At 71.0% G+C, this 19,922-nt stretch carries 20 protein-coding genes; 14 read left to right on the top strand and 6 right to left on the bottom strand.

Going from position 1 to position 19,922, the window contains the following annotated elements; genetic code table 11:
- Positions 1-185: 185 nt before the first annotated feature.
- The 3 genes from ACTWPT_RS27585 to ACTWPT_RS27575 form a co-directional block, all read right to left on the bottom strand.
- Entirely contained in the window at positions 186-1,091 is a 906-nt protein-coding gene (locus tag ACTWPT_RS27585) for a cation diffusion facilitator family transporter (protein ID WP_443180367.1), read from the bottom strand.
- Positions 1,088-1,216: a hypothetical protein gene (locus tag ACTWPT_RS27580; RefSeq protein WP_443180366.1), complete on the bottom strand. Its 129-nt coding sequence runs from the start codon at positions 1,214-1,216 to the stop codon at positions 1,088-1,090. The genes ACTWPT_RS27585 and ACTWPT_RS27580 overlap by 4 nt, the downstream gene beginning before the upstream one ends.
- A gap of 86 nt (positions 1,217-1,302) precedes the next feature.
- Positions 1,303-1,698, bottom strand: a complete 396-nt coding sequence (locus ACTWPT_RS27575; RefSeq protein WP_443180365.1) for an ArsR/SmtB family transcription factor — start codon at positions 1,696-1,698, stop codon at positions 1,303-1,305.
- A 165-nt stretch (positions 1,699-1,863) separates the two neighbouring features.
- Between ACTWPT_RS27575 and ACTWPT_RS27570 the strand changes: the two genes are divergently transcribed.
- The 3 genes from ACTWPT_RS27570 to ACTWPT_RS27560 all read left to right on the top strand — a co-directional run bounded on the left by ACTWPT_RS27570 (position 1,864) and on the right by ACTWPT_RS27560 (position 6,802).
- Complete coding sequence (locus ACTWPT_RS27570) at positions 1,864-2,058, top strand: DUF1918 domain-containing protein (protein ID WP_443180364.1); 195 nt, start codon at positions 1,864-1,866, stop codon at positions 2,056-2,058.
- Between the two features lie 84 nt (positions 2,059-2,142).
- Entirely contained in the window at positions 2,143-2,649 is a 507-nt protein-coding gene (locus tag ACTWPT_RS27565) for a methyltransferase family protein (protein WP_443180363.1), read from the top strand.
- Between the two features lie 130 nt (positions 2,650-2,779).
- Positions 2,780-6,802, top strand: coding sequence for a hypothetical protein (locus ACTWPT_RS27560; protein WP_443180362.1), 4,023 nt, complete (start codon positions 2,780-2,782; stop codon positions 6,800-6,802).
- 331 nt (positions 6,803-7,133) lie between these two features.
- On the opposite strand, the gene ACTWPT_RS27555 is transcribed toward ACTWPT_RS27560, so the two are convergent.
- Entirely contained in the window at positions 7,134-7,946 is an 813-nt protein-coding gene (locus tag ACTWPT_RS27555; RefSeq protein WP_443180361.1) for a phosphotransferase, read from the bottom strand.
- Between the two features lie 27 nt (positions 7,947-7,973).
- The gene (locus tag ACTWPT_RS27550; protein ID WP_443180360.1) at positions 7,974-8,249 is read right to left on the bottom strand and encodes a hypothetical protein; all 276 of its coding nucleotides are present in this window, start codon (positions 8,247-8,249) and stop codon (positions 7,974-7,976) included.
- 165 nt (positions 8,250-8,414) lie between these two features.
- Here ACTWPT_RS27550 and ACTWPT_RS27545 point away from each other — a divergent pair, with 165 nt between their 5' ends.
- The gene (locus tag ACTWPT_RS27545) at positions 8,415-9,395 is read left to right on the top strand and encodes an acetylxylan esterase (protein ID WP_443180359.1); all 981 of its coding nucleotides are present in this window, start codon (positions 8,415-8,417) and stop codon (positions 9,393-9,395) included.
- Between the two features lie 54 nt (positions 9,396-9,449).
- On the opposite strand, the gene ACTWPT_RS27540 is transcribed toward ACTWPT_RS27545, so the two are convergent.
- Positions 9,450-9,737, bottom strand: coding sequence for a Fe-S cluster assembly protein HesB (locus ACTWPT_RS27540; RefSeq protein WP_443180358.1), 288 nt, complete (start codon positions 9,735-9,737; stop codon positions 9,450-9,452).
- Between the two features lie 137 nt (positions 9,738-9,874).
- Here ACTWPT_RS27540 and fxlM point away from each other — a divergent pair, with 137 nt between their 5' ends.
- The 10 genes from fxlM (at position 9,875) to ACTWPT_RS27490 (ending at position 19,917) form a co-directional block, all read left to right on the top strand.
- A complete protein-coding gene (gene fxlM, locus ACTWPT_RS27535) occupies positions 9,875-11,011 on the top strand; it encodes a methyltransferase, FxLD system (protein WP_443180357.1) in 1,137 nt (378 codons plus the stop codon).
- A gap of 183 nt (positions 11,012-11,194) precedes the next feature.
- The gene (locus ACTWPT_RS27530) at positions 11,195-11,725 is read left to right on the top strand and encodes a DUF4142 domain-containing protein (protein WP_443180356.1); all 531 of its coding nucleotides are present in this window, start codon (positions 11,195-11,197) and stop codon (positions 11,723-11,725) included.
- Between the two features lie 67 nt (positions 11,726-11,792).
- Complete coding sequence (locus ACTWPT_RS27525) at positions 11,793-12,149, top strand: PRC-barrel domain-containing protein (RefSeq protein ID WP_443180355.1); 357 nt, start codon at positions 11,793-11,795, stop codon at positions 12,147-12,149.
- A gap of 471 nt (positions 12,150-12,620) precedes the next feature.
- A complete protein-coding gene (locus tag ACTWPT_RS27520; RefSeq protein WP_443180354.1) occupies positions 12,621-13,523 on the top strand; it encodes a hypothetical protein in 903 nt (300 codons plus the stop codon).
- Positions 13,524-13,593: 70 nt separating this feature from the next.
- Positions 13,594-13,851, top strand: coding sequence for a hypothetical protein (locus ACTWPT_RS27515; protein WP_443180353.1), 258 nt, complete (start codon positions 13,594-13,596; stop codon positions 13,849-13,851).
- A 24-nt stretch (positions 13,852-13,875) separates the two neighbouring features.
- Complete coding sequence (locus ACTWPT_RS27510) at positions 13,876-15,276, top strand: FAD-binding oxidoreductase (protein ID WP_443180352.1); 1,401 nt, start codon at positions 13,876-13,878, stop codon at positions 15,274-15,276.
- A gap of 94 nt (positions 15,277-15,370) precedes the next feature.
- On the top strand, positions 15,371-16,957 hold the full coding sequence (locus tag ACTWPT_RS27505) for an MFS transporter (RefSeq protein WP_443180351.1): 1,587 nt from the start codon (positions 15,371-15,373) through the stop codon (positions 16,955-16,957).
- Positions 16,958-16,983: 26 nt separating this feature from the next.
- Positions 16,984-18,123: an FAD-dependent monooxygenase gene (locus ACTWPT_RS27500; protein ID WP_443180350.1), complete on the top strand. Its 1,140-nt coding sequence runs from the start codon at positions 16,984-16,986 to the stop codon at positions 18,121-18,123.
- Positions 18,124-18,354: 231 nt separating this feature from the next.
- Complete coding sequence (locus tag ACTWPT_RS27495; protein ID WP_443180349.1) at positions 18,355-19,392, top strand: fatty acid desaturase family protein; 1,038 nt, start codon at positions 18,355-18,357, stop codon at positions 19,390-19,392.
- Positions 19,393-19,515: 123 nt separating this feature from the next.
- A complete protein-coding gene (locus tag ACTWPT_RS27490; protein WP_443180348.1) occupies positions 19,516-19,917 on the top strand; it encodes a cation:proton antiporter regulatory subunit in 402 nt (133 codons plus the stop codon).
- Positions 19,918-19,922: the final 5 nt, after the last annotated feature.

The raw sequence follows: 19,922 nt of genomic DNA, 5'->3' as shown, positions 1-19,922 counted from the left end.
GACGGCACGATCACCGCGATCGAAGGCAACACCGGCAACGGCAAGGTCGAGCAGCGCATCCGGCCCAAGTCCCACGTCGTGGGCTACGGCTACCCGCAGTACAAGGCCTGACCGGCCAGACGGCTTCACGGGTGGTGCAGGACAAGCTCCTGCACCACCCGTTTGCTTTTGCCGCCCCCGGTCACTCACCAGCCCAGTTCGTCGCATCCCTGGTGATCGGTCGGCTCGACCTGCAAGGTGGCGTGGGCGATGTGGTGACGGCGCAGGAGCACGTCGCGGGCCTGGTCCAGGACGGCGTGGTTGTCGTTGAGGTCGCCGGTGACCAGGTGGGCGGTGGCGACGTTCATGCCGGAGGTGAGCGTCCACAGGTGGAGGTCGTGCACGTCGCGTACGCCGTCGATGGCGGACAGGTCGGCGGCGACCGCGGTGGCGTCGATGCCTTCCGGCACGTGCTGGCCGAGCACGGCGAAGACCTGGCGGCCGAGGGCGATGGCGCGGACGGCGACGAAGACGCCGATGGCCAGGGCCACGAGGGTGTCCCAGAAGGGCTGGCCGGTGGTGGCGACGAGCCAGCCGGCGACGATGACGCCGACCGAGCCCGCGGTGTCGGCCACGACCTCCAGGTAGGCGCCCTTCACATTGAGGCTCTCGGTGGCGCCGGAACGCAGGAGGAGCAGGGCCACGACGTTGACGATCAGGCCGAGGGCCCCGACGACGAGCATCGGCCCGGAGGAGACCTCGGCAGTGCCGCCGATGCGGCCGATGGCCTCGATGACGACGTAAAGGGCGACGCCGAGCATCATGGTCACGGCCAGCAATGAGGCGAACACCTCTGCCCGGTAGGAGCCGTAGCTGCGGCGGCCGGTGGTGTCGGGCCGGGTGGCGATGCGGGTGGCGACGAGTGCGGCGCCGAGGGTGACCACGTCGGCCGCCATGTGCCCGGCGTCCGACAGCAGGGACAGCGATCCCGACAGCAGCCCGAAGGTCAGCTCGACGATGAAGTAGACGCCGATCAGCGCGAAGGAGACGGCCAGGCGCCATCGATGGCGGCCACCGGCGTGGCCATGCCCGTGCCCGTGCCCGGCGCTCATACGGTGATCCCGCCGTCTCGCGTGCCCGGATGGATGCGAACGCTGCGGGACAGGTCGAGCCGCACGTCGTCGGGCCGGTGGCGGGCGGGCCGGCTTGCGCTCTCAACTCCTGAATAGCTGTTCACATATGAACGATAGCGACATCGGTGACCGCCTTGTCAACAAAAGCGGCCGGGGCCACATGCGTGTCGCGGCCGAGCCGCATCCGGGTTCAGTCCTGTTGGCGTCCGTCGCGTTCAGGATGGATGGCCTGCGTGTGCTCGGTGTGCGCCACCGCCAGATCCAGCAGCATCCGGACATGCGCGTCGTCGAGCCGGTAGTAGGCCATCCGGCCGGCCCGTCGTACCGACACCACGCGATGCGCACGAAGCAGCCGCAGCGCGTGTGACGTGGCCGATTCACTCAAGCCGCTCACCACGGCGAGATCGCAGACGCACAGCTCCCCCTCCAGCAGCGCCAGCAAGAGCCGCAACCGGCCGGGATCGGACAGCAGCCCGAACACATCCGCGGTGTCCGTCAGATCGCTGTCGCCGGGCATGCGCGAGCACACCACCGCGACCCGCTCGGCGTCCACCACCCGGGTGCTGCAACTCTCGAGATCCGACACCTGGTTAGTTGAAGAAGCCTTCACACGTCAACCATAGGTCACTCGGTAGACGGTGCTACGGCAGTGGCGACCGTGGCCCAGATGCCCGCCTTCCCTCGAGGGAGCCACTGGTGCAAGGTGGGGAGGAACCTCAAAGTTGTCCTTGCCCAGCTGAGAGGAGCGATCATGCAGGCGAATGTCGGTGACATCCTGCTCGTGCACGGCCACGTCGTCGGTCAGAAAGACAGGAAGGGCCAGATCATCGAGGTCCGCGGACCTGGCGGCTCGCCGCCTTTCGTCGTCCGCTACGACGACGGGCACGAGCAGCTCGTCTTCCCCGGCCCTGACGCGGTGGTGATGCCGCCCGGGGAAGGGTCCTGACGACGCGGCGGGAGTCCGTTGACCCTGGTCGGGATCGCCTCTTAAACTCATCATGTAGTGAATTGAGTGGTGAGGAGCGATTCCGTGCGCAGGACTCCCGCAGCCGTCGTCAGCACAGCCTTCTTCGCCGTCGCGCCGGGCGCCGCCGCCGTCCTGGGTCCGTACTGGATCAGCGGATGGCGCATGCGCGCCCCCTTCCCCGACCCGGTCATGATCCCGCTCAAGGCGCTGGGCGCCGTGCTGGTGCTCGGCGGGCTGGGGGTGCTGATCCATGCGTTCGTCAGGTTCGTGGTCGAGGGATTCGGCACGCCGCTCCCGCTCGCGCCGCCCGACCGGCTGGTTGTCGGCGGACTCTACCGCCACGTTCGCAACCCCATGTACGTGGCGATCTTCGCCTCCGTCATCGGCCAGGCCATGATCTTCGGGGATCCGTGGCTGCTGGTCTACGTCGTCGTCATGGCGATCCCCGTCTACTCGTTCGTGCACTGGTACGAGGAGCCACACCTGCGCAGGAAGTTCGGCGCCGACTACGACGACTACCGCGCTCACGTGCCCGGGTGGTGGCCGCGGCTGCGCCCGCACCACTCCTGAGGGGCCTCCGTCGCCCCGGATGTTGGAGTTCCATTTCCGTGACGGTTTGACTACCGGTGAGGAAGTATGGTCGTCTCGTGACCATTGTTTCTGATGGGATGAATTAGACCGGTCCGGGGGAGAAAGCTTCATGCCGCACGCCCTTCTGCGCGTGCTCGCTTCGACGTCCATCGCCAGCACCGTCCTGGTGGCCCTGCCGCCCGCTGTCCAGGCCGACGTGCGCGCGTCAGCGGGGACGGGCGCCACGGTCCGGCCGGTGCCCGCCGTCGAGGAGCCGTCGGCCGCCGTGGTGACCGTTCCCACGCGGCCGTCTCTCGCCGTCCGGCCCGCGGCGAACGAGCCGGTGGGCCCCGCCGAGCCCGAGGTGACCACGTCCGCGGGACCCGGGCTGATCAATCAGGTCACCGCCGACGCCGCCGCCGTCCTGGAGGAGCAGGGCGTTGGCGGTCAGACGCCGGACGTGCGGAAGATCCTGCCGGACACCAGCCAGGCCCAGACGCTGTCGCTGATCAAGCCGCTGGCCGCGGTCGCCAAGATATTCGACGGGCTCGGCAAGGCCGTGCCGGGGCTGACGTACCGGCTCTGCGTCGAGAGCGCCGAGGTGCCGGTGTCCTGCTCGATCCGGCAGCCCGTCGGCGTGCCCGCGGCCGCCGACGTCACCGGCGACGGTGCCCCTGATCTGGCCGCCGACCTGGTCCCGGCGGCCATGCCCGCGGAGGGCGCGGTCGGGCTGGGCTTCGCGGTCAAGCGGCTGTCGCGGGAGACCACCCTCAAGGCGCGGGTCTGGGCGGAGTACGACGGCAAGGTGTCGGTCGGGTTCGACGGGCTGCGGCGCGGCTCGTCGCTGTCGGACTACGACCGGGGCACCTTCACGGTGGACCTGACGGGCAAGCGGGTCAAGGCCGTGGTCCAGCGTACGGATCCGGGCGCGTCCGTGGCCGTGATCGCCGGGTTGACCGGCCGTAGCGCGGTGAGCCTGCGCCAAACGCCGGCCACCGGCAAGCTCACCGTGAGCGCCACACTCGACTCTCCCACACTCGACGTCGCCGCCTCCGCGCCCGCCAAGCTGGAGGCGCTGGCCGTGACCGGACGCCAGTTCACCCAGGCCGTGCTCGACCGGATGCCCACCCGTGCCGAAGTGCGGCTGGCGGGCGGTGAGATCCGCTTCTCCGGGCCGTCGCCCATCGCCCGCGCCCGGGTTCACCACTACACCTACCGCGACGGCCGGCTGGCCAGGGCGGTGAGCGCCGAGCTCCGGAAGGTTCCGCCCACCCTCACCGCCAAGTACGCCACCGCGAACGGCCGGCAGACCCTCTCCGTCGACTCGGGCCGCCCCCACGCCGGTGCCGCCGAGCTGCTCTTCTTCGACAGGAACGCCGACAAGACCGTCCTGCGCGCCGAGCTGAGCGACCTGCCCGCCAAGGTGCGCCTGGTCAACGACCTGGCCAAGCACCGTGTCACGCACACGACCAGCTCGCCCATCGGCAGGTTCGCGGTAGTGCTGCAGCGTAACGAGGGCGCGATCTCCAGCCCGCGCGGCGGCCACGTCACCATGATCAAGAATGGAGGGGCGGTCGGGGTCTCGGGCCTGCTGGCGGGGTTGTCCGGATTCGATGTCACGTACGGGGCCACGCCGCACGTCCACCTGGAGGTGGGCTCCAGCGGCCGGTCGTTCGTGGGGGCGGCCAGCATCGACGGCGCCCATCTGGCCCAGCTGGAGATCTCCAACACGCCCGCCACCGTGGACGTCACGCTCGACCCGGCGGCCAGGAAGGCCGAATACCAGGCCAGCGGCGTGATCGACAAGCTGCGGGCCGCGTACGCGAACGTCAAGTCGGGACCCACGATCGACGGCACCGTGCTCGGCGTGCGTGACGACGTGAAGGCGTCGTGGCAGCTGGGCGAACGCACGACAGTCGAGATCGACACGTCCTCCAAGATCCGCCAAATCCAGATTTATGCCAATAAAGCGCACGTGACCTCCACCGACGGCGCCGGCGATGACCTGCGAGCCACCGTCGAAGGGGTGCGCAAGCACGTCGAGCTGGTCGCCGACACCAAGGCCCAGACGCTCGCCTGGACCGCGGACAGGCCGGTCGCCAAGGTGTCGGCGATGGCCAGAACCAAGCTCGGCGACCGCTACGCCAGGGCCGCCGCCGAGGTGACCGGCGTGCCCGCCCGCTTCGACGCCTCGTGGAACGCCGCGTCGTACCGCTTCCGCGGCCTGTCGGGACCCGTCGGCTCGGCCGCGCTGGCCTTCACCAACCACGACGGCGCCACGTCGCCCACGGGACCGCACCTGGCGGCGCACTACGACCAGGCCTCCGGCGACCTGGACGCCAGCGTGCTGGTGAAGGGGCTGTCGCAGGTCGAGTTCAGCCCGGCCGCGCAGGGGTTCACCGCGGACTTCCGCTCGGCCAGGCAGACGCTCGCCGTGGACACCGACGTCACCCAGGGCGACGTACGATTCGGCCTGGTCGGCAGTCTCGGCCCCGTGCCCGGCCGCCTGGCGGTCTCGGTCGTCGACGGCAAGCTCACATACTCCGGGTCCCACCTGGACGTGCGCGCCCGCGCCTGGCTCGGGAAGACGGGGGCGCTGCAGAACATGCGCGCCGCGCCGGCCCTGCCGGGCGGGGTGTCGCTGGTGGACGGCGGCTGTGCGCCCGGCTCATCCGGCTGCGCCCCAGGGCCCTTCTGCACGCCCGACCGCGGCTGCTTCGGGCTGCAGGGCTACCTCGACGTGACCGGGCTGCCCGATCAGGTGACGGTGGACCTGGCGAACAAGACGTTCGCGTTCTCGGGCTTCAGCCCTCGTCGCCGGAGCCTGGGGGTGTACCTCGCCAGCAGCGTGCTGACGCCCGTGCCGATCAAGGCCAAGGCCACGCTGACCGGCCTGCCCTCCAAGATCACCAGCATGTCGCTGGGGTCGTTCGGCGTCGGGCAGGGCAACACGGTCCAGGCCTCGTACCGCATCGAGCCCGCCGCCACGCTCGGCGCGCTCGCCGTGACGGCCGAGTCCGGGGACCTGCGCGGCCACGTGGCCATCGACCCGGTGCCCGCCGCCGTGTCCGTCCAGGGGACGTACGGCGCGCAGACCCGCATCCGCGTGCGGAACTCCGCCGCCGTCAAGCGCCTGGTCGCCAAGGTCACGCTGGCCGGCAAGGGCAGCGGCGAACTGCGCTTGGGTGACGTGCCCGCGACGTTCGGGTTCGACGCCGACGCGTCGGCGGCCGGGCTCGGCGTGCCGGCCGTCACGTACAAGGCGGAGGGCGGCGCCAGCACCCTCGACGGGTACCTCGGCGTGGAGGGCGGCCTCGCCGATCCCTCCGGGCGGTACGGGGACGTGTCGCTGTCGGTCCAGGATCTGGCCGCCGACACCACGATCAGGCTCAATCCCGACCAGACCCTCGACCTCGTCTCCCGGCCGGTGCCCACGGGCCGCATTGCGGTGCGCGGCGGGCTCAAGGTGGACCCCGTCGCCCGGCAGGGCATCGCGGTGAGCCAGGAGATTCCGTACACGACCGGGTTCCTGACGTACCACCTCGGCGGGAGCTTCGCGCTGGGGGCCAGTTCGGTCGAGGACCTGGGGCTGTCGGTCCGGCGGGTGTCGTGGCTGCGCGTCCGGCCGGGCAAGATCCCCTTCGGGCTGAAGGCACCACCGGCGCTCGGGTACGTCGCTCCCGGCTTCGAGGGGAACTACGAGCGGCTCGACATCTCCGCCAAGGGCGTGGACCTGCGGCCCGACGTCGACCTGCAGGTCAAGCTGAGCAGGGAGATCGGCAACGACGTCTTCCGCGACACCATGCGGCTCGGGCCCACCAAGTCGCTCGCGCTGCGCCGCTACGACCAGCGGATGCGGCGGATCGGGGCCAAGCAGGAGATCGAGGCGGCCGGGATCAGCCTGGCCTGCGTGACCGTCGACGCCAAGCCGGGCTTCGCGGCCGGGGGCACCGGCAACTCGATCACGTTGCGCGGCGCCGACGGGCCCCAGATGGTGTCCCTGCTCGATCCCGGCGGTCAGGCGCCGGACTACGCGGTGGACCTGCTGACGCACTTCATGAGCCCGTTCCCGGGGGCGGAGTGGAAGGTGGCCTCCACCAAGGCCGGCTCCTGCACCGCTCACCCGTCCCCAAACCCCCAGGCCCAATCCTGAACCGGCACACACCCAGTTCGGGGCGACGCACCCGCATCTGAGGCCCGGGGCGGTCGCGCCCGCGTCTGAGCCGATGCAGGGCCGCACCGGGCCGCTGTGCCCCGCCTGGAGGCGACTGGACGCGGTGCGGCCGCCAGGCTGCGCGTGTGCGGGGCGATCGGGCTGCGCGCCCGCCCAGGACCCGGCGCACCCGCACGCGCCGACCGGGCAGCGCATGGCGCGTCCGGGCGGTGCCGTAAGAGGCATCTGGGTGGTGCCTGTGCGGGGCGGGCCCAGTGGTGCCCGTGCGCGGCTGGGTGGTGCCCGTGCGGGGGTGGTGAGGGGTAGCCGGTCAGGTGAGGGCGTGCTGGAGGCGGGTGGTGTGGGTCGTGACGAAGGCGAGCGTGGCCGTCATATCGTCGGTGACCCCGGCAGCCGCCAGGCGGGCGCAGACCTCGTCGCCCTCGGCCGCCCCCGCCAGGATGCCGTCCCTGCTGTCCCGGATCCGGTCGCGGATCGCGGCCACGAAGCCCGCCCGCCGCGTCAAACCATAGGCGTCCGCCAGCAGCCGCAGCCGCCGCTCCCGGTCCGGTGGCGCGGACCACCCGACGCGTTCGGACGATTCCGGGTGGTAGAGCGGCACCGTCTGCCACGCCAGCAGGGCCAGATCACGCCGGGGGTCGCCGGGACCGGCCAGGTCCCAGTCGATGAAGGCCCGCACCTCCCCGTCGCGATGCACGAAGTTCTGCGGGCTCGCGTCGTTGTGGCAGATGATCTCTCCGTCGCGCAGCTCGCCGCCGTACATCCACACCGCCCCCGGCGGCGGCCGGAACGAGGCGACGGCGTCGTGGTAGCGGCGCATCAGCCGGGCGGCGCTGATGAGCGTCTCGTCCGTCCTGGTCCACTCCGGCCACGGCTCGGCCCCCGCCACCGTCTCGCCCTCCACGAACGACAGCACCTCACGGCCCTCTCCGTCCATCCCGAGCACCCGCGGTGCCCCGTCGAAGCCCGCGTTCTCCAGGTGCCGCAGCAGGGCGTGCACGGCCGGCGTGGAGGGCCGCGCCCCGCGCAGGACCGTGTCACCGGCCCGCACCACGCTGGAGGTCCAGCCACCGGCCAATGGCACCGGATCGGCGGGCGGCGGCGCCGGGCGGTCGTTGCTCACACGGGCCAGCGTAGCCACCGCGCCCGCTCAGGGAAGGGAACGGCCCAGGCGGAGCCGGACGCGGTCGCCGTGCCGGGCGGCCTCGCGTACGGTCCACACGCGCTCGTCGATGACCGTGCCCCGGGCCGTCATGTACCCGCCCATCCTGAGCACCGGCCGCCCCGTGTCGTCCCTCAGCAGCTGCGCCCGCGACTCGGAGTCGTCGCCGAAGAGCACCAGGAAGTCGTGGGCGTCCGCGGGAGTGTCCAGGATCAGGCCGGGATGGAGGTGGGAGTAGGGGATCTGGACGACGTGTCTGCTCACGTGATCACCCGATCTGGACGGCGTGTCTGCTCACGTGATCGCTCCTACCCAGGAGCGGCGCTTTCACCTGCCGCTCGCGGAAGCCGGAAGCCTTGGGGGCCGGGATAGCGCTTTCCGGCACGATGGGATGAAATATCACCATCCTTCGATGGGATTGGAGAACCCGTGCCACTGTTCGACTTGCCGCTTGAGAAGCTTCGCGCCTACCTCCCCGACCGCGACGAGCCCGCCGACTTCGACGACTTCTGGTCCCGCACCCTGGCCGAGGCCAGGGAGTTCGGCCTTGCCGCCGAGTACGTCCCGTACGACCTGCCCTTCGCCGCCGTGGAGGTGTACGAGGTGTCGTTCGCCGGCTGGGGCGGGCACCGGGTCAACGGCTGGTTCCTGCTGCCGCGCGGCGCCGAAGGCCCGGTGCCGTGCGTGATGCACTACATCGGCTACAGCGGCGGGCGCGGGTTCCCCAAGGACCACCTGTTCTGGCCTGCGGCGGGGTACGCGGTGTTCGTGATGGAGACCCGCGGCCACGGCGGCGGCAACGTGGGCAGCCCGGGCACCACCGGCGACCCGCACGGCAGCGCCAACCCGCAGGCGCCGGGCATGATGACCCGCGGCATCCTCGACCCGGATGACTACTACTACCGGCGAGTCTTCACCGACGCCGTCCGGGCCGTGGACGCGGCGCTCGAGCATCCGGCGGTCGACGCCGGCCGCATCGTGGTCTCGGGCGGCAGCCAGGGCGGCGGCATCGCCCAGGCCACCGCCGCCCTGCACCCGGCCGTCAAGGCGGCACTCATCGACGTGCCGTTCCTGACCCACTTCCGGCGGGCGGTCGAGATCACCGGGCGCGACCCGTACCAGGAGCTGGTCAGGTTCCTGGCGACCCGCAGGGACAGCGCCGAGCAGGTGTTCCGCACGCTGTCGTACTTCGACGGCATGAACTTCGCCGCCCGCGGCCGGGTGCCCGCGTTGTACTCGGTCGCGCTGATGGACGACGTGTGCCCGCCGTCGACCGTGTTCGCCGGATACAACCACTGGCAGGGCCCCAAGGAGATCACCGTCTGGCCGTGGAACAACCACGAGGGCGGTGGCGGCTTCCAGTCCGAGGAGCAGCTGCGTTACCTGCACAAGCTGCTGTCCGGCAGTTGAGTGGCGGTCCCCGCCGCGGCCGGCCGGCCGCGGCGGGGGCGCGCCCGTGTCGGGTCAGGCCGTCTGGTCGGTGACCAGGAACGACACGCTTCCCTGGTCATCGGCTCCGGCGTCGAGAGACTTGTCCTCCAGTACGGTGGCGGCCACGGGATCCAGGTAGACTCGCGCCCCTTCGGCCTCCACGATCGCATCGGCCGGCTCCGGCGCGGTAGCGAGCGAAAGGGTGAGCGAACTCGCGCCCTCGCCCTGCGACGAGATGCGGATCCCACTTTGGGCCGCATCAGGCGCGGACGCGGTCAAATCGCGAATCGCCTGGGCTGCGTTGGCTGTCAGGGTGAGCACTACGGCTCCTCCTCACGGTCGACGTTCAGGAGTTGGCTGCCCTTCCCCCTTAATCGACTCCCAACCCTTCCTGACTCGTTCTTTACCAACAATTCTCGCGCGAACAGCGTCCTGCCGACCCGCGGGACAATGGGGGCATGGACTTCGCGACGCAGAGGGAAGCCATGGTGGCGCTGCTGCAGGAGCGCCAGGACGTCAGCGAGCCCGTGGCCGCGGCCATGCGGGACGTGCCGCGCCACCACTTCGTGCCCAGCATCGCCCCCGAGGACGCCTACCGCGACGAGCCCATCGTGACCAAGCGCGACGACGAGGGCCGGCCGATCAGCTCGTCGTCGCAGCCCGCCATCATGGCCACCATGCTCGACCAGCTCGACGTGGCGCTCGGGCATCGGGTGCTGGAGATCGGCGCGGGCACCGGCTACAACGCTGCGCTGCTCGCCCGCCTCGTCGGTCCCGAGGGGCGTGTCGTGAGCGTCGACATCGACGAGGACGTGGTCGCGGGGGCCAGGGAGCATCTGGCGGCCGTGGGGGAGTCCCGGGTGGAGGTGGTGCGCGGGGACGGCGCCGCGGGCCACCCCGAGCTGGCCCCGTACGACCGGCTGATCGCCACCGTCGGCGTGTGGGACCTGGCTCCCGCCTGGCTGGCGCAGCTGCGCCCGGACGGGCGCCTGGTGGTGCCGCTCGACCTGCGCGGCGTGCAGGTGTCCGTGGCCATGGAGCGCGACGAGGGGCACTGGGTGAGCCGGTCGGTGGCGGCGTGCGGGTTCATGCGGATGCGGGGGCCGTTCGCCGGACCCGAGGTGATCATCGTGTTGCGCCGGGATCCCGAGCTGATCCTGGCGCTTCCCGGGCCGCGCAAGCTCGGCGACGTGGCCGCCGCGCTCGACGCGGTGCCCACCGAGATCACCACCAAGGTCGAGGAGCCCGCTCCCATGCCCGTGATCGGCATGGGCATGTCGTTGTGGCTGGCTCTGCACGAGCCACGCTGGTGCGCGCTCAGCGGTCAGACGGCCGCCGGGCCGACGTTCAGCGCGGGCATCGTCGAAGGCGACAGCATCGCCGTGCTGGCGGCCGAGGACTTCCTCGTCGCCCGCGGCCACGGCGGCGCCGGCGCCAGGCTGGCGGCCGACCTGGCCGGGCATGTCGCGGCCTGGGACGAGGCTGGCCGCCCGCAGGCGGGGGACCTGCGGGTGACGGCCTACCCGGGGCAGGCGGACGCCGAGGGGATCGTCATCCGCAAGCAGCACACCACCCTGGAGCTGAGCTTCCGCTGACCGTCCAGCCACGTGCCGCCGACCATGAGGTGGCGATCTGCACGGTGGCGCCGTCCCACAGGAACGACAGCGGCACGAGGTGCGCGGACCAGGACGCGCCCGGGCCACGGAATGGCCCTGGCCGTTCATCGGCTGCGATTACTCTGCGTAGTGTAAGAGAGTCGCCATGTCATAGGAACGCCCATGCGTACACGCCTGACCCTGTTGCTGGCCGCCGCCGCGCTGGCCGGATGCACCGAGGCGCCGACCAACACCGCCGCCGTGGCGCCGAAGACCGTGGCGCCGCCGTCCGAACAGGACAGGGCCTGGATGCGGACCATCCACCAGGGCAATATCGCCGAGATCCAGACGGGGCGGCTGGCGCAGGGCAAGGGCTCCACGAAGCCGATCAAGACGATCGGCAAAATGCTCGTCCAGGACCACACCGCCTTCGACGTCAAGGTCGCCCAGCTGGCCACACAGCTGGGCGTCCAGCTGCCCAAGTCGATCTCCTCCCACCAGCGGGAGGAGATCCTCCAGCTGCGGGCCGCGATCGGCAAGGACTTCGACCAGGAATTCCTCGCGACCATGACCAACGAGCACATGGCCGCGATCGCGGCGACCAAGAAGGAGATCTCCCGCGGATCGTCCCCGGCGGTCGTCGCCCTGGCCAAGGCGGCGGTCCCGACGCTCGAGAAACACCTGTCCGTGCTGCGTGGCACCCATGGTGAGTAAGTGTGCAAATGGGTGATATGGGGTATTTATCCCATTTAGGGCAGGGTCAACGCATCGGGGGATCGTCGTGGCGACGCTGACGGAGATTCGCAATCTGCTCGAATGTCATGTCGTTGGGCCGGACGGGGAGCCGATCGGCGAGGTCGGCCAGGTCTATCTCGACGAGCGCACCGAGGAGCCCGAGTGGGTGACCGTGCGCACGGGGTTCCTCGGGATGAGGCAGACCTTCGTGCCGCTGACCGGCAGTCACCACGCGGGCCACGAGATCCGAATTCCCTTCGACCGGGAAACGATTCACGCAGCCCCGCACATCGATGTCGACGGGCACCTGAGCGCGGCGGAGGAGATGGAGCTCTACCGCCATTACGGGATGGGGTCGAGCGTTCCTGTGCAGCGCACCGGCGACCACGACAATCCGCATTAGCCGGGCGGCCGGGTCCGCCGTCGGCTCCCGTGCGGCGGGCGCCGGATTGCGACGAATCCAGTCTAGTGACGAATCACTATCGATCAGGTAAGGCACGGACTGCTGGGAGTGCTCCTGTAGCAGTCAGTAGCCGCCTCCTGCCTGCGCCGCACCGGGCGACGCGGGCGGTACGAAGGCCGGCGACATGGCCGCGACCACGGCTCCAGGCCCCCGGTGCGGGCTGCTCCTGGCGCGTCCTCGAGGGCTTGCCGAACCGTGCGGACGCCAGATCGGCCACGGCCCGTAACGCCGGATTCACCTGCGGGAAGTCGCCCGTTCACGCCGCCGCCTGACCTCGCGGCGAGGGATCCATACCGTATCTGTTAAGTGGTAGTTGACAGAAAACCGCCCGCTGCTCACGATCAGAGCGGCAACATTAAGTGTGAATTTACAGAGATCGAATATGGCCCTCGGGTCAGGAGGTGGCCTCAGATGAGCATCGAGCCAAGGGCGAAGGTGGCCCCAGAGCGAGTGCTGCCTGTCTGGGAAGGCCCGGTGCCGGTGGATCCGGCGCACACACGCGTGGTGCGGCGCATCTGCGCCAGGGTCGCCCCCGACGGCATGGACATCGGCGTCGGCGAGCTGCCCCCGGGCGGCCTGCAGGTGTGGATCGACACCCCGGCGCCCCCCGCCCCGCCGGAGGCCTGGGTGCTCTACCACCGCATGGCCCGCGAGGTGTCCCTGGTCGGCTGGCACTGCGAGGCCGATCAGGACCGGCTGCTGGTGCTCGGCTGGAGCGCCGCGTGCCTGCACAACCGCGTACGCCTGCTGCAGAGCGGCCTGCGCCGCCTGTCCGACTTCGAGCACACCGCCCAGCGGGCCGTGCAGCTCGAGGGACAGAGCCCAGACGACCACCCCGCCGCGCAGGTCGTGGCCGCCACGTGCGCCTCGATCGAGCGCCGGCTGCGCTGGCCCGAGCGGCTGGCCGAGCTCGCCGGGTTCGAGCGCAGCTCAGGACTGCCCCACCTGCAGCTGCTCCTGGCCCAGGTCATCGGCCTGGAGTCGAAACTGGCGACGGCCTGCGACGAGCACCTGGTCATGGCGCGGGTGCTCGCGGGGGCCGTCTGCGAGCAGTACGCGCAGCACCGCGACCTGCGCCGCGCACAACGAGACGTGCTGGCCGAGTCACGCCGTTGGGTGCACGCCAGCTCCATGATCCGTGGCTCGGCCGCACGGCCGAACTCCACCGGCGGCGGCCGCCCCCACATGGGGCTGGCAGAACGCCGGATCGCCGCCAGCGTCATCAACCACGGCGCGCCGCGGGCCATCCCCACGGCGGTCACTCCATGGGCCGGCCACCCCGGCCCAGAGGAGGGCCGAGCTCCGGCGCGCTGACTCAGACGCCGCTCAACGGCGAGCGGCCGCCCGGAAAACCCCATTCACATCCGGTAGGAGAGCTCCCGTCATGCGAACCCCCCCGCACCTGCCCGGCCGCGCCAGGCACGACTCCCGCGACACCGACACCGCCCGCCCGCGGCGTCACCCGTACGCGTTGCACGAGGTTCCCGTGCAGTCCCCGCCGCGCGCGAGCTCCGGCACGCTCGACATCCCCGACGCTCTCCCCGAAACGGACATGTACGTCGAGCAGCGGCTGCTCGGCATCAGGGAGATGTCCAACCAGGCCATCGGCTCCATTGACGACCTGCTCCAGCACACCGCCTAGCCCGTAGAAAGTCTGAGGAGAGACATGCAGGAGCTAACGCGAGTGGAGCTGATGCCACGTGACGTCGGGGGTCACCAGCCTCGCTCCATAGCGGGCACCGAGGCGCCGCGCACCCTCGACGAGGTCCGCGCCCTCGTACGGAGCGCCACGACGACCAGGCGCCGCCTCTACCCGATCAGCACCGGCAGGAACTGGGGAATGGGCTCGGCCATGCCGGTCACCGATGACAACGTCGTCGTCGACCTCGGCGGCATGAACCGCATCCGCAGCCTCGACCTGGAAGCCGGGTTCGCCGTCATCGAGCCCGGGGTCACGCAGGCGCAGCTCGCCGCGGTGCTGCGGGACACCCCGTGGATGCTGAACGTCACCAACTCCTGTGCCGACACCTCCGTCGTCGGCAACGCCCTCGACCGTGGCGACGGCACCTTCCGCTCCCGCGTCCACGACGTGGCCGGGCTGGAGGCCGTGCTGGCCGACGGCAGCGTGGTCACCACCGGCGGGCTCGACCCGTCCGGGCGCTACCACGGCCGGGTCGCCGGACCCGACCTGACGGCCGCGTTCGTCCAGCACAACCTGGGCATCGTCACCGCCATGGCGGTCGCGCTGCTGCCGCGTCCCCAGACCGTCGGCCTGGTGCACGGCCGTATCCCGCGTGACCAGGTCGGCGTCGCGCTGGACGCGATGGCCGGCTTCCTGCGCCGCGGCAATCCCGCCGACGGGATGCTGCGCGTGCGCGAGCTCGCCCTCGTCCCAAGCCACGGCGACTGGATGCTGCCCAAGGGCGCCGACCCCGGCATGTTCACCGTCATGGGTCCGCTGATGGGCAGCGACGCCGCGGTCGAGCTGGCCGAGGAGCTGCTGCGCAAGGCGCTGGTCGAGGTGGAGGGCGCCGAGGCGCTGCGCGTCCTGGACGCCGCCGAGGTGCGGCCCGGCGACCCCCTGTACGCCAGAGCGCTCATGGCCCAGGGCATCCCTACCTGCCTGGGCGTACGCAACGCGCTCCGCGTGTCCTCCTGCGACCAGATCGACGAAGGCCAGATGGGGTTCCTGGCGCTGATGCCGCTGATGCCGACGAACGCGCGGAAGACCGAGCAGATCGTGGCCGCCCTGCAGACGGCCGTGGACGCGCACACCACCGCCCTCATGGTCGAGTGGAACCTCGTCAGCCAGCACATGGCCAACGGCGTCATCCAGATCTTCTTCGAACGCGGCGCGCCGGAGGCTCCCTATCGGGCGCACCAGCTCCGCAACGACGGCAACTGCCTGCTGCGCGGGCACGGCTGCGCGATCTACCGCTCCGACATCGACCACGCCGCGGCCGACGTCTGGTCCGAGACCAGCACCGCCAGCCTCGGCATGCTCCACCGGCTCAAGACGGCGCTCGACCCGGACGGCCTGCTCTCACCCGGCCGTTACGGCGCCTGACTTATTTCGGCATAAAACGACATGTCCACCTCGCTGGTCGCACAGCCGGAGTGTGCCGGCCGGCGGAGACCACTCATAGCTTGGAGGTGACCACGTGCGTTCGTCACCGGCACGGGGGACGAGCACGGCCGGCGTGAGCCGCCGCCACGCGGTGATGTTGCGGCTGGTCGGCGCGGGCGTCATGTTCACGGTGATGGCCGACACCACGGCCACCACCCTGGCGGTCGGGGTGTTGCGCTACACGCCGGCAGGCGCCGGCATGCCCCTCGGCGACCTGGTCTGGCTGACCAGCGCGGCGTTCGTCCCGATCGCGGCACTGCTGGCCACGGCCGGCCGCTGGGCCGACCTGTGCGGCCGCCGCCGGGTGCTGGCCGTCGGGCTGGTGGTGTTCGTGCTCGGCGGCATCGCCACCGTCACCGTGGAGTCCTGGTCATACGTGCTGGCCGCGCGGGCCGTCCAGGGCGCGGGCGCCGCGGCGATGATCCCGGCCAGCCTCGGGTTGCTGCTCGGGGAGCTGCCGGAGGCGCAGCGGCGCGGCGCGATCGCGCTGTGGAGCTCCGCCTCGGGGCTCGGCTGCCTGCTCATGCAGGCCGGCGGCGGCTGGCTGGCCGCCACCGTCGGCTGGCGGTCCCTGTTCGTCCCCGACGTCGTGATCGGCGTCGTGCTCCTGATCGCCTGCTTCGCGATTCCGTCGGGCCGGCGCGCCGGCGCCAAGGGCGTGCCGGACGTGCTCGGTGCATGGCTGCTCGCCGCCGGGATCGCGGTCGTCGTGCTGGCCATCTCCAAGGCCATGGCCTGGGGGATGGACGTGGTGTGGCTGGCCCTCGCCGCCCTCCTCCTGCTCGGCGGAGCGCTCGCGCAGGCCAGGCACCACCGCCTGCCGGCCATCGACCTGGTGTTGTGGCGGCGGCCCAAGTTCGTCTGGGGCTGGCTGGCCACCTGGGGGTTCGGCGCGCTGTCGTACGGGCTGCTGACCGTCCAGCCGCTGTACCTGCTCCACCTCGGCTACCCGATGCTTGAGGTGGCCATGTGGCTGACGCCCACGTCGGTGGCCGTCGTCGTGACGAGCTTCCTGGCCGGAAAGATCGTCAAGCGGATCGGCGCGTACGGCCTCATCTACGCCGGCTCTCTGCTCTGCGGCGGCGCGTGCGTGCTCGTGCTCACCCAGGTCGGCCCCACCGTCTGGGGTCTGGTCGCCAGCGTCGTGCTGGGAATGGGCGTCGGCGCGCTGGCGCCGGGCACCTCCATGGCCACCACCCTGGCCGCCCGCCCCCAGCAGTACGCCTCCGCCGTCGGCGCGGCCACCATGGCCCGCATGGTCGGCGGGGCCGTCGGCATCGCCGTCGTATCAGTAGTCATCGACCACCCGTTCGTGGCCGGGCCCTTCGCGGGCCCCTTCGCCGGCCTGGCCGGCGCGCTGGCGATCTGCGTGGCGATCTCGGTCCTCATGGGCGCGCTGGCCCTCACGAAGATCACCCGGCTGCGGCCCGACCCCGGCGACGTCATGATCAAGGTGCCGCGCCGGATGTTGCTGGAGTTGCGGATGACCCTCGCCACCGTCGCGGCGGAGGCGGACGCGTTGCTGCCTGTCGAGACCCGCACACCTCCCATGGACCACATCCCGCGGCCGCGGGCGGCCGAGGCCGGACCGCTCGCCGGGACCCGCGGGAATACGCACTAATTCGAACCACCGAAAGGGCTCTCGTCATGGCAACCACATCGTGCGACGTAGCCATCGTCGGCGCCGGGCTCGGCGGCTGCTTCCTGGCCTTACTCCTGGGCCGGCGCGGCCGGCGCGTCGTCGTCATCGAGCAGGGACCCTCCATCCCCAGCGCGGGCGCCGACTTCCTCAAACCGCCGGGACTGCGGGTGCTCGCCCGTCACGGGCTGGCGAACCTCGTCGAACGCCATGGCCTCCGGCGCGACATCATCCGCTACTACCACGACGGCGACCCGATCAGGGAATGCCGCTTCCCCGACGGCGGCTTCCTCATCCGCCCCTACAGGGAGCTAGTCGAGCTCATCTACACGTGCTGCGCGATGGAAGGCGTCGACTTCTGGTTCGACGCAGACATCGCCGACATCGCGGTCGGCGATGACCGGGTCGAGGAACTCATCCTCTCCGACGGGCGGCGGCTGCGGGCCGACGTCGTCATCGGCGCCGACGGCACCAAGTCCGCCGTACGCCAGGCGCTCGGCATCGAGCAGGTCACGATGCCGTACGAGCGGCTGCTGATGCGGGTGGCCACCGTGCCGCTCACGGCCAGCGTCGCCCAGCTCAACCGGCTGTACTTCAGCTCCGACGGCTGGCTGGCCTACCTCTACCCGCTCAACAAGGACCAGGCCAGGGTGTTCGTGGGCCTGCCTCCCGAGCAGGACAAGGAGATCTTCCAGGACGGCATCCCCGCCCTGATCGACGAGCTCAAGAAGTTCGTCACCGACAGCTCCGACGCCTTCAACGCGCTCCAGCCCGCCAAGTGGCAGCTGATCAAGGTCTCGTCGCTGCGGGTGTCGGCGTACCACAAGGGCAACGCCGCCCTGCTCGGCTCGGCCGCGTTCGCCTGCCACCCGATGACGGGCATGGGCATGAGCTACACGCTGCACGACGCGGAGATCCTGGCCGACGTCATCAGCGCGGCAGGAGGCGACGCCGAACTGCTGGACCGGCTGCTGTACGCCCGGTACGAGCCGCGCAGGCACGCGCACCGGCAGCTGATCGACTACGGCGACACCCTGGCCGCGACCTTCCGCGACCGGGACGCGTACCTGGCCGCCTTCCGCCCGGACCTGCACGTCTACGGTACGGCGGCCGCACCGGCCGAGATGCCGGCCATGCAGCTCACCTGAGCAGGCGCCCCCGCCGCCTGCCATTCCCGAACCGGTGAGGTCGTCCAGTGCCACGCTGAGTGCGGTTGGGCAGCCCGATCCCCAGGCGGCGGGGGCGCCGTTTCGCGCCCATGGTAGGGCCTGCCCTACCGCGAAGACGGGTGTCAGCGGGGATCCGCACGGTGTCCGCGCTCGCGATGCTGATGAGTGGTCACACACGACTCGGCAGCATCGGAGAGAGCTTTGACTGTGATGGACACCGCCCGAGCCGAACGGGGGAGCGACTTCGCCAAATTGTCGCGCCGCATCGCACAGGCGGGCCTGCTGGACAAGCGGCCCGGCTACTACGCGGCCAGAATCGGCGTGGTCGCGGCCCTGTTCGCGGGAAGCTGGGCGGTGTTCGCCACCGTGGGCGACTCCTGGTGGCAGGTGCCGGTCGCGGTGCTGCTCGCCGTCGCGTTCGCCCAGGTGACGCTGCTGGCCCACGACCTGGCGCACGGGCAGATCTCCCGCTCGCGGCGTACCTCCCGGATCGCCGGGCTGCTGGCCGGCAACCTGGCGGTCGGACTCAGCTACGGCTGGTGGATGGACAAGCACACGCGCCACCACGCCAACCCCAACCACGAGGACCACGACCCCGACGTCTCGCCGGACATCCTCATCTGGTCGGAGCGGCAGGCCGCGGCCGCCCGCGGATTGCCCAGGATCATCGGCCGCTGGCAGGCGCTCCTGTTCTTCCCGCTGCTCACCCTGGAAGGGCTGAACCTCAAGGTCTCCAGCTTCCGCGCGCTGCGCCGTCCGTCGCTCAAGAACCGCACGACGGAAGGGCTGCTACTCGGGGCGCACGTCCTCACCTACCTCGGCGCGGTGTTCCTCGTGCTGCCGCCCGGCAAGGCGCTGGTCTTCCTCGCCGTGCACCAGGCCTGCTACGGCATCTACCTCGGGTGCACATTTGCGCCCAACCACAAGGGGATGCCCGTGCTCACCGCCGAGGACGAACTGGACTTCCTCCGCCGCCAGGTCCTGACCTCCAGGAACGTGCGCGGCGGGCAGCTGGTAACCACCGCGCTCGGCGGTCTGAACTACCAGATCGAGCACCACCTGTTCCCCAGCATGCCCACGGCGAACCTGCGCAGGGCGCAGCCCCTCGTCCGCGACTACTGCCGGTCGATCGGCGTGGACTACGCCGAATGCGGCCTGTTCGCGTCGTGGGGGCAGGCCCTGCGCCACCTGCACGAGGTCGGCCGGCCGCTGCGCCGGGCGGGAAGTCGCCGATCGCACGATTGGTAGGGTTATCCGGAAACAGGCTGAACGCGACACGGGTGGGGTCAGGTGGAGGTCGAGCAAACAGCACTGCCGGGTATAGGGCTGCGTCACGACTTCACCACCCGGGCAGGCCAACGGGTAGGCGTCGTGTCTCACCGCACCGGCCGCCGGGACCTGGTGATCTACGACGAGGACGATCCCGACCGCGCCTGCCAGACGGTCAAGCTGAACGACGAGGAAGCCGACGCCCTGGCCGAGCTGCTCGGCGCCCCGCGCATCGTGCAGCGGCTCAACCAGCTGCACCAGCAGGTCGAGGGCCTGGTCAGCGTACAGCTGCCGATCCCCCCAGGCTCCCCGTACGCGGGACGGCCCATGGGAGAGGCCCGGGTACGCACCCGCACCGGCGCCTCCATCGTCGCCGTCGTGCGAGCCGGGCGGGTGTTCGCCAGCCCGGGCCCCGACTTCGTGTTCGGCGAGGGCGACGTCGTGGTCGTGGTCGGCAGCGAGGACAGCACCGCCGACGTCGCCGGCATCCTGGCGGAAGGGTAGGGCCG

The organism is Nonomuraea sp. 3N208 (assembly GCF_052245935.1).
Taxonomy (GTDB): Bacteria; Actinomycetota; Actinomycetes; order Streptosporangiales; family Streptosporangiaceae; genus Nonomuraea.
The sequence above is the reverse complement of the archived record's forward strand: the minus strand, read 5'-3'. Positions and strand labels throughout refer to the sequence as shown.